Here is a 14,868-nt window from a genome sequence, read left to right on the forward strand (position 1 = left end):
CCGAAACCGTGGACGAAGACGCCCGCGCCGACGAAGGTCGTGCCGCAGATACCGGCGAGATCCTGGAGTTCCGTCTCCCCGATCTCGGCGAAGGACTCACCGATGCCGAATTCCAGAACTGGTCGGTGGCGGTGGGCGACGAGGTCGCGCTGAATCAGACCATCGCCGAAGTGGAGACCGCGAAAGCTGTGGTCGCACTGCCGTCCCCGTTCGCCGGGACCGTGGTGGAACTGCTCGCCGAACCGGGGGAGACCATCGAGGTCGGTGCGCCGCTGCTCCGGATCCGCACGACCGCGACGGAATCGGGTTCCGGCAGGCGGCCGTCGGTACTGGTCGGGTACGGGCCCTCGGAGGAGCGGGTCAGCCGGCGGCGGCGCGGCGGGCAGCGCCCCGAGGATGCCGCGGCGCCGCCCGCGCAACCTTCTGCCGGCAACGGGGTGCCGTACGAGAGCGGAGTCATCGGGGGCGCGTCGAACAGTTCGGCACACCAGCCGGTGGAACAGGCGCCGGAGCGCGCCGGTGACACGGCCCGCGCGGCCGCGGCCGAATCGCAGCGGGTCGCGGCGACACCGGGTGCGCGAAAGCTGGCCCGGGAGTTGGGCATAGATCTCTGGTTCGTGGCCGGATCGGGGCCGGACGGCGCGGTCACCGTAGCCGATGTCCGTGGTGCGGTACCGGTTTCGGAGCCGGATATCCGCGACAGCAGTCCCGGGGACACGGTGGCTACCGAACCCGTCCCCGGGTCGGCCCGCGAGGAGCGGACGCCGATCGCGGGGATCCGGAAACGGACCGCCGATGCCATGGTGGCCAGCGCGCGCACGATCCCGCAGGCCGATACCTCGATCACGGTCGATGTCACGGCCTCGCTCGAACTGCTGGAACATCTACGCGCCACCAAGGCTTTCGAGGGGATCACCCCGACGCCGCTCGCGCTGGTAGCGAAGTCGGTGCTCGCCGCGGTGGCGGAATTCCCTGTCGTCAACACTTTCTGGGACGAGGCGAACGCGGAGATCGTCACCCGGCACTATGTCAACCTGGGTATCGCGGTGGCCACCGGGCGCGGGCTGCTGGTGCCGAACATCAAGGACGCGCAGACCCTGAGCCTGCGCGAATTGTGCCGCGAGATCAACTGGCTGGCCCAGACCGCGCGCGACGGCCGGTCGGGCCTGGCCGATCTGCGCGGTGGCACGTTCACCATCTCCAATGTCGGTATCTTCGGCGTGGAATCCGGTACGCCGCTGGTGAATCCGGGTGAGGCCGCGATTCTGTGCCTGGGTGCGGTGGTGAGGCGACCGTGGGTGTTCCGGGACGAACTGGCGATCCGCTCGGTGGCGACCCTGACCCTGAGTTTCGACCACCGGATGATCGACGGCGAAGCCGCGGCGCGTTTCCTGGCGGCCGTCGCCGGACTGCTGGAGGACCCGCTGACATTGCTCGCCCGTATCTGATACCGAAAATCGCCGGCCTATATCCGTGTACGCATGGACTTGGCCGACCCTCCCCGCGTACGGTTGCGAAATCTGTTCCAGACACTTGGACGAGGAGCTGCGTTGAACGCGGTATTGATCTCGGCTGAAGATCTCCGGGAATCAACAGAGAAGAATCTGCGCCTACTGGATGTGCGCTGGCAACTCGGCGACCCCGACGGGCCGCAGCACTATCAGAACGGTCATATCCCCGGGGCGGTGTTCGTCGACCTGGATACCGAGCTCGCGGCCCTGCCTTCACCCGCCCACGGCCGGCATCCGCTACCGAATCCGGACCAATTGCAGAGATGCGCTCGCAGCTGGGGTCTCTGCACAGGTGACCCGGTGGTCGTCTACGACGCGATCGGCGGTATGTCGGCCGCGCGGGCGTGGTGGCTGCTGCGCTGGGCGGGCATCGCCGACGTCCGGATCCTGGACGGCGGGCTACCGGCCTGGATCCGCGCCGGCGGCGAATCGGCCACCGGAGTGGAACCCGATCCGGCGGTGGGCGATATCGAATTGGCACCGGGCCGATTGCCGGTGATCGATGCGGACGCGGTCGCGCGGTGGGAGGGCGTACTGCTGGATGCTCGTGCGGCCGAGCGGTACCGCGGTGAGCAGGAGCACGTAGACCCGCGCGCCGGGCATATCCCCGGTGCCATCAGCGTGCCGACGAGCGATAATCTCGACCAGGACGGGTACTTTCTGCCCGCCGCCCTGCTGCGCGAACGCTTCGGGGAGATCGGCGAGGCCCCGGTCGCGGTGTACTGCGGATCGGGTGTCACGGCGGCGCACGCCATCGCCGCGCTCGCCGTGGTGGGTGTGCAGGCCGCCCTGTACCCGGGGTCGTGGTCGCAGTGGGCACACGATCCGAAACGGCCGGTCGCCACGGGCGTGCACGCCGGGTGATCATCCGCAGGCCGCGGCGATCCGGCGCAGTGCCATATGATCGGCCGCGGTGACCGGGAGCTGATAACGCAGCGCGACCGTGAGGTAGCGGCCCGCGTAGTAACAGTGGCCGGGCCGGGAGGGCGGTAACCAATCGGCGGGGGTGCTGTCGCTTTTATCGGTATTGGCCGCGTCATCGGTGGCCTGCAGGTTGTAGTCGATATCGTTGGCGAAGCGGATCCGCTGCGCGATCGGCCACTCGGACGCGCCGAAATCCCAGGCGGCGGCCAGCGGATAGATATGGTCGATCGGGATCCGCCGGGCGGTCTCCCTGCTGAACACGATCAGGGCCCCGGTGTAGGGATCGGCCAGTGTGCCGGACCGGACGACGCACCGATGAGTGCCGGGCCGGTAACCCACCCCGGTGAGCTGGCGGGCCAGCACATTGTTGCGGGTATCGCAGCCGTCCCGGCCGCCCGGACCGTCGTGGTCGTCGGACCAGGCGGGGCCGAACACACACCCCTGCCCGGCACCGCAGCCGCGCTCGTACCCGCCCGGATGCGGACGTCGCTCGACCACCCGGACCGCGCCGAGTAGTTGTTCTAGCCGGTCCCGCCCGGGACTACCCGGTGCGGGCCGCTGCCCGGCGACCGCCGCGCACCCGGTCCCCGAAGCCAGTAGCAGAAAGGCGGTACACAGAGCGGTAACCGCGTGAATCATCCCCCGTGTCAGCACGGCTACCGGTATACCGGACCCCTCCGACAGCTACCGGTGATTCGGATCTACAACCAGGCGCGGGCCAGCAGCTCGTCGTTGTCGACCCTGCTGTTGCGGGGTGGGAAACGCGTGGCGACCAGAGATTCGATATGTACCCCGTCGTGGCCGATCACCCAGGAACCGCCGATATCGGTGCATTCGGCGATCTTGGAGAATGCGGTGAGCAGGAAGGTGACCGCCTCCTCGGGCAGGGCGGTATGGGCCAGCCGCTGCGATTCCCCCGGCCGGGACAGGTCCAGCCAGACCCCGCACTGTCCGTCCAGCCGCATACCGACGATCTTGTCGGCATTGACGAAGGTGAACTTGCGCCGTTCCCACGGGGTGGTCGGCGTGTAGCTCTGCTCGAGAACCTGGAGCAGAATCGTCATACTGCTGCCCTCCGCTTTTCGATGGCACCGGGGTGCCGAGACGCCGCTGTGTGATGAGACCGCTGTTCGCGGGCCGGGATGCGCCGAGCGCCGCAAACGGCCACCGGAGGCAGCACGATCCGTCCGGCGGCGCTGCGCGCGGCGGGTACTGATATCAGCGGTGACCAGCGGATATTTCTCAGTATGTGCCGTTGTGGTGGATAAATCCAGATACAACGGCCGGTGAGCCGGTCCCGGTATCGCCTCCACCGGCGTGTGCCGGAAGATCCTGGGTGGGGGGACCGTGCGCGGGCTGTCGCACCCGGCTGATTTGATGGGGCCATGTTGCACGGACTGTGGTCGCCCGGTTCCGGGCTGCTGCTGTGGCGTGCCCCGGGTACCGGCGGTGTGGCCGAGCCGCCGGTACCCGGTCTGCTCGGCTCGGTGCTGAGCGAATCGCGGTTCCGGCACCGGGCCGAGGTGCTCGTGGTGGACGAGAAGGGTGCACGGCGGGAAACGGTGCGGGCGCACGCGCTCGCACCCGGGCCCGCCGCCGCCGCGTTGCGGCAGCGGTTGCCGGTCGGTGCCGTGGCCGGTGATCTGCGGTTCCTCGGTCATATCGCGCAGGGGATCGAACGCTGGGTGCGGGCCGGGGCGGTGGTTCCGGAACTGCGGCGCGAGGACGGCGAGTGGTGGGCCCGCTGGGCGCTGTCCGGTGGGGCGGGCCAGCGGGCCTGGCTCGCCGAACTCGGCGCGCTGCTGCCCCCGGCTCTGCGGGTCGCCGGTCCGGCGGCCGAGGTGCTCGACGATATGGTCACCGAACTCACCGATCCGATGGTCCGGGAACTGATCGCCGCCGATCCGCATCCACATCCACTGGTGCACGGTTTGCGTACGGACGTACCGGTGGAGACGGGAAGCCATCAGGCCGCCGAGGTGCTGCGGCAGTGGCGCGACACCCGCGCGACCGAAGAGGCGGGTCTGGTGCTGCGGCTGCGCGAACCCGAAGGGGAGTTCGCCGACGCCGCGGATGCCTCCGCGCTGTGGCGGCTGGAGGTCTGCCTGCGCGCCGACGGAACGGCACCGCGGCCGATCGCGGTTCCCGGCAGTGCCGACGAGGTGCGGACGGGTCTGGAATGGCTGGGGCGCGCGCAGCGTGCCTACCCGCGCCTGCGCGATGTTCCGGGCGATCCGCACAGTCTCGACCTGCTCTTGCCGACCGAGGTCGTGGCGGATCTGGTCGCCCACGGGGCACAGGCACTGTCGGCCGCGGGTATCCCGCTGCTGCTGCCCCGGGCCTGGAACATCACCGAGCCGAGTCTGCGCTTGCGCGTCGACGGCGCGGCGGTACCCGCCGCCGAGAGCACGGTCGGATTGGACGGTCTGGTCAGCTACCGCTGGGAACTGGCGCTCGGCGATACCGTGCTCTCGCTCGACGATATGCAGCGGTTGATCACCGCCCAATCGGACCTGGTGCGCCTGCGTGGGGAATGGGTGCAGGCCGATCACACCGTGCTCGCGGCCGCCGCGAAATTCGTGGCGCTGCATCACGGTGACAACGAGATCACCCTGTCCGATCTGATCGGCGAGATCAGCGCGAACCGGGTCGGGGGCGTACCGCTCACCGAGGTCACGGCGAGCGGGTGGCCCGCCGCGCTGTTCGACCCCGAACGCCCGGTGGATCCGGTGACCGTACCCGGCCGGCTGAAGGCCCAGTTGCGTCCCTATCAGGAACGTGGCCTGTCCTGGCTCGCGACCATGAACCGGCTCGGCTGCGGGGCGGTACTGGCCGACGATATGGGTTTGGGGAAAACGGTGCAGGTCCTGGCTCTGCTGCTGCACGAACGAGAGCGGGACACCGCGCCCGGCCCGACGATTCTGGTCTGCCCGATGTCGGTGGTCGGCAACTGGCAGCGGGAGGCCGAACGGTTCGCTCCCGATCTGCGGGTGCTCGTGCACCACGGCACCGGCCGCGCGCAGGGCCGCGATATGGACGCGGCGGTGGCCGGGGCGGATCTGGTGGTCACGACCTACGCGCTGCTGGCCCGCGATATCGCCGACCTGTCCCGGCAGCGGTGGGAGCGGGTGGTGCTCGACGAGGCTCAGCACATCAAGAACGCGGCGACCCGGCAGGCCCGGGCCGCGCGCGCACTGCCCGCCCGGCATCGGCTGGCACTCACCGGTACCCCGGTGGAGAACCGGCTGGAGGAACTCCGCTCGATCTTCGATTTCGCGGTGCCGAAGCTGCTGGGCAGCCCGCAGACCTTCCGCGCCCGGTTCGCGGTGCCGATCGAACGCGAGAACGACGAGAACGCGGTCACTCGCCTACGCACGGTGACCTCGCCGTTCCTGTTGCGCCGGGTGAAGACCGACCCCGCCGTCATCAGCGATCTGCCGGACAAACTCGAGATGACGGTCCGGGCGAACCTCACCGTCGAGCAGGCGGCGCTGTATCAGGCAGTGGTCGAGGATATGCTCGAAAAGCTGCGCGATGCCAAGGGAATGGCCCGTAAGGGCGCGGTCCTCGGCGCGCTCACCCGGCTGAAGCAGGTGTGCAATCATCCGGCCCATTTCCTCGGTGATTCCTCGGCGGTGCTCCGTCGTGGTGCGCACCGATCCGGCAAGCTCGCGCTGGTCGAGGATGTGCTCGACGCCGTCCTGGCCGAGGGGGAGAAGGCGCTGCTGTTCACCCAGTTCCGTGAATTCGGTGAGCTCATAGCGCCCTACCTCGCCGAACGGTTCGGCAACGAGATCCCGTTCCTGCACGGCGGGGTCACCAAGAAACGACGTGACGGGATGGTCGCGGCGTTCCAGGAGGCCGGGGGGCCGCCGATCATGCTGCTCTCGCTCAAAGCCGGCGGGACCGGACTGAATCTGACCGCCGCCAATCATGTGGTGCATCTGGACCGCTGGTGGAATCCGGCGGTGGAGAACCAGGCCACCGACCGCGCGTTCCGGATCGGGCAGCAGCGTGCCGTGCAGGTGCGCAAACTGGTCTGCGTCGACACGATCGAGGAGCGTATCGACGAGATGATCACCGGGAAGAGCGAGCTCGCCGATCTGGCGGTCGGGGTCGGCGAGAACTGGATCACCGAACTCGGGAACGACGATCTGGCCCAGTTGTTCACCCTCGGTGCCGAGGCGGTGGGTGAATAGTGCCCGACTTCAGTGAATTCGGCAAGCGCCGAGCGGTTTCCGGGGGCGTGAGTGCGCGCAGCCGGCGCGGCGCGTTCGCGCGGACCTTCTGGAGCAAGAGCTTCCTGGAGGTGGTGGAGCGGCTGGCCGAACCCGGCCGGCTGTCCCGCGGACGCACCTATGCCCGGGCGGGTCAGGTGGTGAGCTATCGGATCGAGCCCGGGGTGGTGGCCGCCGAGGTGCAGGGCAGCCAGCCCCGCCCGTTCGGTACGACCTGCGATATCCGCCGGTTGCGCGATGAGGAAGTGGATCTGCTCATCGAGGTGATCCGGGCATCGCCGGGCATGCTCGCCCGCGTGGTCTCCGGCGATCTGCCCCGCGAACTCGCACCCCATCTGCTCCCGGAGACCGCCGCCGATATCGACTTCGGCTGTACCTGCCCGGATCCCGGCTGGCCGTGCAAACACGCGGTCGCGGTGGCCTGCCTGCTGGCCGAACGCCTCGACGACCATCCGCGCGATCTGCTGACTCTGCGCGGGCTCAGCCTGGACACGCTGATCGGCGGGGTCGAGACCGCCACTGCGGACGGCGACGAATTCGCCGACCCGTACGGCGAGAAGCTGGAACTGCCCGCACTACCGGCGCCGCGGATCCGGCCCGCACCCGACGAACTGGACCCCGCGCTGCTGCGGCGGGCCCTGCGTATGCTGTCCGCGGACGAGTCGGAGGCGGCTGATGCCGGGCGGGCCCTGGTAGTCGTCTACTCGACCTTGACCGGTTCCGGGCAGTACCCGGTGTAACTCGCCTTCTCCCTTGCCGATTGGGGTGCCTATGTGCGGGCGGCAGGCATCCGTCGAAGGTGATTTCGGAAGTATTCAGATCCGCTTTCCAGTGGTTGGACCACTGCCTCTTGCAGAGATCGGGGCGGGGCCCGGCTCTCGAACTGCGGTGTCGCGCGGTTCCGGCCATGCCTCGCGCATCGCCTTGGCCGCGCGGTGAAGTTCTTCCTCGGAGATGCGCTCGATCGGCTTCCCCGGCGCCGGGTAGCAGCTCCGGTTCTCTTCCAGCCGGTGGGGCAAGTATTGCATGGTCTCTCCAGAATGGTGGCTCGTCCGGGCGATATGCGTCGGACGCATATGCGTGTGACGGGGTCGGAATACGGTGTTGATCACGCCGCTCGGGTCGGGCGGCCGTACGAGACAGATCGGGGTTGGTAATGACGGTTGCCAGCGCGCAACGACACAAGGTGATCGGGGATGTCCACCTGCTGCTCACCGATAGCCAGGGGCGCGTGCTGTTTGGCCGGCGGGCGAACACCGGCTACGAGGACGGCGCCTACCATCTACCGTCCGGACACCTGGAAGCCGGCGAGTCTGTTGTGGCCGCGCTGGTGCGCGAGGCGAAAGAGGAGATCGGGGTAACGATCGACCCGGCGGCCGTCGGCTTCGCCCACATCATGCACAACTCCGCCTCCGGCGGGCGGGTGGCGTTCTTCTTCCGGGTCGAGCTGTGGGAGGGCGAGCCGTCGAACATGGAGCCGGACAAATGCGATGACCTGGCCTGGTTCGACTTCGAAGCGCTGTCGGACCGGATGATCCCCTATTGTCGAGAGGCGTTGCACCACATCGCAGCCGACCGCCGGTTCTCGATATACGGCTGGTAGCGGCCTCACCGCGGGGGTGCCCATCGCCTCTCTCGACAGCACCCCGCGGTGGGTACCTCGCTCAGATCAGATGACGTTCCAGTCGGTGAGCGAGGTGACCAGCTCCTCGAACCGCTCCCCGGTCATGCGCTTCCGGTAGGCATCCTCGGGGGTCTCCTCTGCGGAGCCGTACTGCCACCACGCCTCCCCGGTCTTGTTGTCCATCACCAGGAACCGTTCCGCCTGCGCCGGGCCGCGCACGACGACCGACACAGTGCCGGGTTCGGCGACGACTGCATGGATTGCGCTGTGGTGCAGGGTGTAGCTCGCCCCGGGCTGTTCCTGGCGGACGAGCATCGGATCGAGGGTCCTCGGGTTGAGGTCGGCGTGCAGATCCACCGGATGATAGATCCGGTGTCGATACTCGCCCCGAAGGATGTGGCTGGCGTAGGTCCAGCGGTGATTCCTCAGAGTCTGCCCCGCGCGCTCGCATGCTCCCGAGACCGCCGCCGGGCGGGCACCGACCGTCGTGTATTCGAGCGTCGCCGGCGGTTGGGACGCCCGGAGTTTCCCTGGAGTCCATAGCGTATTCAGCGGGATGCGCTGTAATGCTCGGTGTTCGAACCCTGAGGAGGGTGTTGATGGATCCTTCCGGCTGTGTGGTGCTGGTGCCGGTGGGCGGGCAGATCGAGCCGGGGTGCGCGGAGGGTCTGCTGGAACTGGAGCGACGCGGGTATCCGGTCTGGCGGGTGCACGGATTCGCCGCGATCGATCAGGGTCGCAGCCAGATCGCCACCGACGCGCTGGCTCAGGGATACGACGAGCTGATGTGGATCGATTCGGATATACGATTCGACCCCGACGCCGTGGAAATGCTGCGGGCCCACGAACTGCCGCTGGTAACGGGGATCTACCCGAAGAAGGGTGTGCGGGAACTGGCGTGCAGTCTGTTGCCCGGAACCGAGCGAATCCATTTCGGCGAGGGCGGCGGACTGCTGGAGATCAGGTATGCGGCTTGCGGCTTTCTGCTGACCCGGCGCGAGGTCTACGAGAAGATGGCCGAGCACGAGCAGTTGCCGGTCTGCAACCGGCGATTCGGGCACGAAACTGTTCCGTATTTCTTGCCGCTGCTGCTACCCGAGGGCGAGGGCGAGCACTGGTACCTGGGGGAGGACTACGCGTTCTGCGAACGCGCTCGTCGCTGTGGGTTCGAGATCCAGGCCGATTCCCGTATCCGCCTGGAACATATCGGTAGTCACGGTTACACCTGGGAGGACGCCGGGAGCGCGCGGCACCGGTACGCGACCTACACCTTTCACATCACCTAGCGCTGCGAGATCCCCGATCACGTGGCGTGAGCCGCCGGGCGGCCTCGGCCGCACGACCGGGCAGTCGGTCATGATCGCCGGCGGCGCAGACGGCGGCCCGAGATCAGTCCAGCCCGTAGACCCGCTGGGCGTTGGCGCGGAACACCTTCTCCAAGGACTCTGTACTGCCGAGATGCTGCGTCAGTACCGTCGCCACAGCCGTCGCGCTGCCGGTGACGGAGGTGATCGGCCGGTCGACCGGGAAGTTCGATCCCCAGATGAGGCGCTCGACGCCGAAGACGTCCGTCGCGTGCCGCAGCAGCGGGCCGATCCGCTCGACGAGCCGGGGCACCGGTGTGGGCTCTCCGGGCCGGGGGACAGCATGGCCCAGGATCGGCATCATCAGACCGCTGACCTTGGCCACCACATTCGGAGATTCGGCCAGTTCGGCGATATCGGTGCGCCAGCGTTCGAATATCCCGGCGCGCTGTTCGGCGTCGTTGCCCGTGTGCTTCCCGATCGGTCCGAAGATCCCGGCCGGGGTGCCGAGATGGTTCAGTACGATCTTCGCTTCGGGATAGCGCCGGGCCAGGGCGGTGACGTCGGGAAGCTGATGGGAGTACACCCACGCCTCGAAGATCAGATCGCGGGCGACCAGTTCGGCGAAGCCGTCCAGGAACGCGGTGCTGCGCAGGGCACCCGGGTCGGTGGTGAAACCGCGGATCCCCGGATCGGGGTGGTGGGCGACCATACTGCGAATTCCGCGGACCAGAGGTGAGGCGGACAGATGGGCGTCGAGCAGTTCGGCGAATCCGGCGGCTCCCGGGAACGCGCTCGCGCTCACGGCGGCGAGGGCCGGGGTGTCCACACCGAAGGGCAATGCGGTGACCCAGCGGGTCTCCTCGACTTTCGGCCCGGTCCATTCGACCTCGATGTGTACCACCGATTCGACCGGCAGATCGCCGGCGTCGGTCCGGTAGTCGGCGGGGAGGTAGGGGGCCAGGTAGGCCGAGGGATCGCCGATGAACTCGCGGTCCTTGCGCGGTGCGAGGCGCACCGCGAGCGAGAGCGGAACCGGCACGATCCGCAGCAGTTTCGCTGTGCGGCTGAATTCGCGTGGATTGCCGAACGGGTCCCACTGGTGGATGTGCGCGTCGATGATCCGGATATCGCCGATGTTCATACGCTGCGGCACCTCCTGCGATCGGCTGCGGTCTGGTCGCCGAGCGTAGCGCGTGACCGGTGCTGGTGGGCCGGATCGGCTCGCGCCGGGCGTGGTCACGGTTACGGCGGCATACTGGGTCTGTGGGCGAACAGGATTCGGCGCCGCGGGCGCCGGTGCCGGGGGCCGATACGGTTCCCGGACGGGTCGTGACGGAGAAATCCGCCCCGGCCGCCGAGTCGCGCCCGGCCGCCGGCCCGGCGCCGGAACCGGGAGCCGATGAGGTCGCGGCTGCGGAACCGGATCGTGCGCCCGCCGCGCTCCGCGATCTGGTCGAGCGGGGTGTACTCGACGAAACCCAGCTGACCGCGGTGGTGACGGCCCTGAAGCACGAGCGGCCGCGGCCCACCCCGGCCCGGCTGCTGGCCGAGATCGCGGCCTATGCCGGTGCGGGCCTGCTGCTGAGCGGGCTGGTGCTGATCCTGGTGGAGTCCTGGGACGATATGGCGAAACTCGGCCGGTTCGTCCTGTTCGCGCTGGTCGCTCTCGGTTTGATCGTGGCCGGAGTGGCGACGGCGGGCGGCCGCTCGGTGCTGTTGCGCGCGGCGTGGCGTTCGGTGCCCGATACCGGGCATACCGCCCGGACCCGGCTCGCGGTGGTCCTGTTCGCGCTCGCCGCGGCGAGTGTGGCCGCGGCCGCGGGTTCGGTGTTCGACAACGGGGATGTGAGCGGCGATACCACCTGGGTCTACGCCGCGGGCGCGGGCTTGCTGGCGGCGGCCGCCGGTTATGCCGCGTTGCCGTCGCTGCTCGGCCTGCTGGTGTGTACCGGGTTCAGTGTGGCGCTGGTCGTGGGCCTGCTGGACGAGGTCTTCGAACTCGACGACGGCTGGGTCGGCGGCGGGGTGCTGGTGCTGGGTATCGCCTGGATCGGTCTCACGCGGGCCCGCGTGGTGCTCGAAGTATGGGCCGGGTATGTGGCAGGTGTGGTGCTGGCGGTGTCGGGGGCGCAGACGGTCGACGCGTTCGACGGAATGTGGCCGGCCTACGCGCTCACCGCCGTGGTCGCGGTGGTGTGCTTCGCGGTCTACGCGACCGACCGCTCGTGGGTGCTGGTCCTCGGTGGTGCCGCCGCGCTGACCCTGGCGGCGGTGGAGGCGGTCGCGGACTGGACCGGGGACTCCGCGGGTGCGTCCGGGGCGATCCTGGTGATCGGTGCGGTGGTGCTCGGGATCGGCAGCTATCTGCTGTCCCGGTCCACGAAAACCGCCGGTTAGCAGGTCGGAAGCGGAACTCGCACGGTTCGTGCGGCACATTTGTGGGTAGCTCTGGTTTCGGTTCGGGCCCGGGTGTATCGTTTTGCTTGGACGTCCAACTATTGGAAGCCCGCAAAATGATCTTCGTGTGACGGACGGCCGCAGCGCCGCGCCCGCCACCCCGACACGAGGCAGGAATCGCATGGTTCGAGAACTCACACATTTCATCGGCGGGCAGCACGTCCCCGGCACCTCCGGCCGGTTCGGTGATGTCTACGACCCGAATATCGGCCAGGTGCAGGCCCGGGTGCCGCTGGCGAGCCGCGCCGAGGTCGAGGCCGTCATCGCGAATGCCGAGGCGGCGCAGCCGGCCTGGGCCGCGACCAACCCGCAGCGGCGGGCCCGGGTACTGATGAAGTTCTTGACCCTGGTCAACGACGAGATCGACTCCCTGGCCGCGCTGCTGTCCAGCGAGCACGGCAAGACCATCGCCGATGCCAAGGGCGATATCCAGCGCGGCCTCGAGGTCATCGAATTCGCGGTCGGTATCCCGCACCTGCTCAAGGGTGAGTACACCGAGAGCGCGGGCACCGGCATCGATGTGTACTCGATGCGTCAGCCGCTGGGTGTGGTCGCCGGGATCACCCCGTTCAACTTCCCGGCCATGATTCCGCTGTGGAAGGCCGGTCCCGCACTGGCCACCGGCAACGCCTTCGTGCTCAAGCCCTCCGAACGCGACCCGTCGGTCCCGATGCGACTGGCCGAACTGTTCCTCGAGGCCGGTCTGCCCGCGGGTGTGTTCAACGTGGTCAACGGCGACAAGGAAGCTGTGGACACGATCCTGCACGATCCCCGGATCAAGGCAGTCGGATTCGTCGGGTCCACCCCGATCGCGCAGTACATCTACGAGACCGCCACCGCCAACGGTAAGCGCGCGCAGTGCTTCGGCGGCGCGAAGAACCACGCCATCGTCATGCCCGACGCCGATCTCGACGATGTCGCCGATCAGCTCATCGGTGCCGGCTACGGCTCGGCCGGTGAGCGCTGCATGGCGATATCGGTGGCCGTACCGGTGGGCGAGGAGACCGCGGACCGGCTGGTCGAGAAGCTCACCGAACGGGTGCACAAGCTCAATGTCGGCCGCTCCGACGATCCCGGCGCCGATTACGGCCCGCTGGTGGGTCTCGACGGTGTGGACCGTGTGCAGAAGTACGTCCAGCAGGGCATCGACGAGGGCGCCGAACTGGTGGTCGACGGTCGCGGCCTGACCGTGGACGGCGCGGAGGACGGTTACTTCGTCGGCGCGACCCTGTTCGACCGGGTGGGCAAGGAGATGTCGATCTACAAAGAGGAGATCTTCGGCCCGGTGCTCACGGTGGTGCGCGCCGCGGACTACGAGGAAGGCCTGCGGCTGGCCAACGACCACGAATACGGCAACGGTGTAGCGATCTTCACCCGCGACGGTGATACCGCGCGCGATTTCGCGGCCCGCGTACAGGTCGGCATGGTCGGTATCAATGTTCCGATCCCGGTGCCGATCGCGTACTACACCTTCGGCGGCTGGAAGCGGTCCGGGTTCGGCGATCTGAACCAGCACGGTCCGGATTCGATCCGCTTCTACACCAAGACCAAGACGGTCACCCAGCGCTGGCCCGCGGGATTGAAGGAGAGCAACAGCTTCGTCATCCCGACGATGGAATGACGATCGTGTTCACTCTCGACGACGATGAGCGGGCCATCCGCGATACCGCCCGGGAGTTCGCCGACGAATATCTGGCCCCGCATGCCGTGGAATGGGACCAGGAGCACCATTTCCCGGTGGATGTGCTGCGGAAATCGGGTGCGGTCGGGCTCGGCGGTATCTATGTGGACGAGGAGTTCGGTGGGTCCGGACTGCGCCGGTTGGACGCGGTGCGGATCTTCGAACAGCTCGCCACCGGGTGCCCCGCCGTGGCCGCCTATATCTCGATCCACAATATGGCGGCCTGGATGATCGACGCCTACGGTGACGACGAACAGCGCCGGCAGTGGCTGCCCGGGCTGACCGCGATGGACAAGCTCGCCAGCTACGCGCTCACCGAACCCGGAGTGGGCTCCGATGCCGCCGCCCTCACCACCCGGGCGGTGCGCGACGGCGACGACTACGTGATCAACGGGTCCAAGCAGTTCATCTCGGGCGCGGGTAGCAACGACCTGTACGTGATGATGGTCCGTACCCAGGACACCGGGGCGCGGGGTATCTCGACACTGGTCGTCCCCGCCGATACACCCGGTCTGGAAGTCGGACCCAACGAGAAGAAGATGGGCTGGAACGCCCAGCCCACCCGGGCGGTGATCCTCACCGACGCGCGGGTGCCGGTCGCCAACCGGCTCGGCGACGAGGGCGACGGGTTCCGGATCGCCATGAACGGGCTCAACGGCGGGCGGCTCAATATCGCCGCGTGTTCGGTGGGCGGGGGGCAGGCCGCGCTGGAGAAGACGGTGCCCTATCTCGCCCAGCGCACCGCGTTCGGCGCACCGCTGCTGGACAATCCGGCACTGCAGTTCCGGCTGGCCGATATGCGGACCGATCTGGAAGCGGCCCGGACCCTGCTGTGGCGGGCCGCGGCCGCGCTGGACTCGGACGCGCCCGACAAGGTCGAACTCTGCGCAATGGCCAAACGGTTCGCCACCGACGCCGGTTTCGAGGTCGCCAACGCCGCGCTGCAACTGCACGGCGGATACGGTTACCTGGCCGAATACGGCCTGGAGAAGATCGTCCGCGATCTGCGGGTGCACCAGATCCTGGAGGGCACCAACGAGATCATGCGGGTGGTCGTCGCCCGGTCGATGACAGCGTCCGTGGCGGGTGTGTCGTGATCGGCGGACGCCCGGCGGCGAGCGCGAAA

General features: G+C 68.3%; 13 protein-coding genes. 9 read left to right on the plus strand and 4 right to left on the minus strand.

Annotation, left to right across the window (positions count from 1 at the left end; translation table 11 throughout):
* Nucleotides 1-8 precede the first annotated feature (8 nt).
* A complete protein-coding gene (locus IEY68_RS28695) occupies nt 9-1,448 on the plus strand; it encodes a dihydrolipoamide acetyltransferase family protein (RefSeq protein WP_058853901.1) in 1,440 nt (479 codons plus the stop codon).
* A gap of 102 nt (nt 1,449-1,550) precedes the next feature.
* Nucleotides 1,551-2,375, plus strand: a complete 825-nt coding sequence (locus IEY68_RS28700; protein ID WP_063000230.1) for a sulfurtransferase — start codon at nt 1,551-1,553, stop codon at nt 2,373-2,375.
* On the opposite strand, the gene IEY68_RS28705 is transcribed toward IEY68_RS28700, so the two are convergent.
* On the minus strand, nt 2,376-3,074 hold the full coding sequence (locus IEY68_RS28705) for an HNH endonuclease family protein (RefSeq protein WP_058853892.1): 699 nt from the start codon (nt 3,072-3,074) through the stop codon (nt 2,376-2,378).
* Nucleotides 3,075-3,136: 62 nt separating this feature from the next.
* Nucleotides 3,137-3,499, minus strand: coding sequence for a hypothetical protein (locus tag IEY68_RS28710; protein ID WP_058853891.1), 363 nt, complete (start codon nt 3,497-3,499; stop codon nt 3,137-3,139).
* Nucleotides 3,500-3,820: 321 nt separating this feature from the next.
* Between IEY68_RS28710 and IEY68_RS28715 the strand changes: the two genes are divergently transcribed.
* The 3 genes from IEY68_RS28715 to IEY68_RS28725 all read left to right on the plus strand — a co-directional run bounded on the left by IEY68_RS28715 (nt 3,821) and on the right by IEY68_RS28725 (nt 8,276).
* Nucleotides 3,821-6,634, plus strand: coding sequence for a DEAD/DEAH box helicase (locus tag IEY68_RS28715; RefSeq protein ID WP_058853890.1), 2,814 nt, complete (start codon nt 3,821-3,823; stop codon nt 6,632-6,634).
* Nucleotides 6,635-6,681: 47 nt separating this feature from the next.
* The gene (locus tag IEY68_RS28720; RefSeq protein WP_229719097.1) at nt 6,682-7,413 is read left to right on the plus strand and encodes an SWIM zinc finger family protein; all 732 of its coding nucleotides are present in this window, start codon (nt 6,682-6,684) and stop codon (nt 7,411-7,413) included.
* Between the two features lie 416 nt (nt 7,414-7,829).
* Nucleotides 7,830-8,276, plus strand: coding sequence for an NUDIX hydrolase (locus IEY68_RS28725; protein WP_058853888.1), 447 nt, complete (start codon nt 7,830-7,832; stop codon nt 8,274-8,276).
* Nucleotides 8,277-8,342: 66 nt separating this feature from the next.
* Here the strand turns inward: IEY68_RS28725 and IEY68_RS28730 are convergent, their stop codons facing one another.
* Nucleotides 8,343-8,654: a hypothetical protein gene (locus tag IEY68_RS28730; RefSeq protein ID WP_058853887.1), complete on the minus strand. Its 312-nt coding sequence runs from the start codon at nt 8,652-8,654 to the stop codon at nt 8,343-8,345.
* Nucleotides 8,655-8,896: 242 nt separating this feature from the next.
* On the opposite strand from IEY68_RS28730, the gene IEY68_RS28735 reads away from it, so the two are divergent.
* Complete coding sequence (locus IEY68_RS28735; RefSeq protein ID WP_058853886.1) at nt 8,897-9,583, plus strand: hypothetical protein; 687 nt, start codon at nt 8,897-8,899, stop codon at nt 9,581-9,583.
* Nucleotides 9,584-9,686: 103 nt separating this feature from the next.
* Here the strand turns inward: IEY68_RS28735 and IEY68_RS28740 are convergent, their stop codons facing one another.
* On the minus strand, nt 9,687-10,745 hold the full coding sequence (locus tag IEY68_RS28740) for an amidohydrolase family protein (protein ID WP_058853885.1): 1,059 nt from the start codon (nt 10,743-10,745) through the stop codon (nt 9,687-9,689).
* 122 nt (nt 10,746-10,867) lie between these two features.
* Between IEY68_RS28740 and IEY68_RS28745 the strand changes: the two genes are divergently transcribed.
* The 3 genes from IEY68_RS28745 (at nt 10,868) to IEY68_RS28755 (ending at nt 14,839) form a co-directional block, all read left to right on the plus strand.
* Nucleotides 10,868-12,001 carry a DUF2157 domain-containing protein gene (locus IEY68_RS28745; RefSeq protein WP_058853884.1) on the plus strand — a complete coding sequence of 378 codons (1,134 nt, stop codon included), beginning with the start codon at nt 10,868-10,870 and terminating at the stop codon, nt 11,999-12,001.
* Nucleotides 12,002-12,182: 181 nt separating this feature from the next.
* Complete coding sequence (locus IEY68_RS28750) at nt 12,183-13,682, plus strand: CoA-acylating methylmalonate-semialdehyde dehydrogenase (RefSeq protein WP_058853883.1); 1,500 nt, start codon at nt 12,183-12,185, stop codon at nt 13,680-13,682.
* 5 nt (nt 13,683-13,687) lie between these two features.
* The gene (locus IEY68_RS28755) at nt 13,688-14,839 is read left to right on the plus strand and encodes an acyl-CoA dehydrogenase family protein (protein WP_058853899.1); all 1,152 of its coding nucleotides are present in this window, start codon (nt 13,688-13,690) and stop codon (nt 14,837-14,839) included.
* The last annotated feature ends 29 nt before the right edge of the window (nt 14,840-14,868 follow it).

Source organism: Nocardia jinanensis (assembly GCF_014645735.1).
In the GTDB taxonomy this organism is placed as follows: domain Bacteria; phylum Actinomycetota; class Actinomycetes; order Mycobacteriales; family Mycobacteriaceae; genus Nocardia; species Nocardia jinanensis.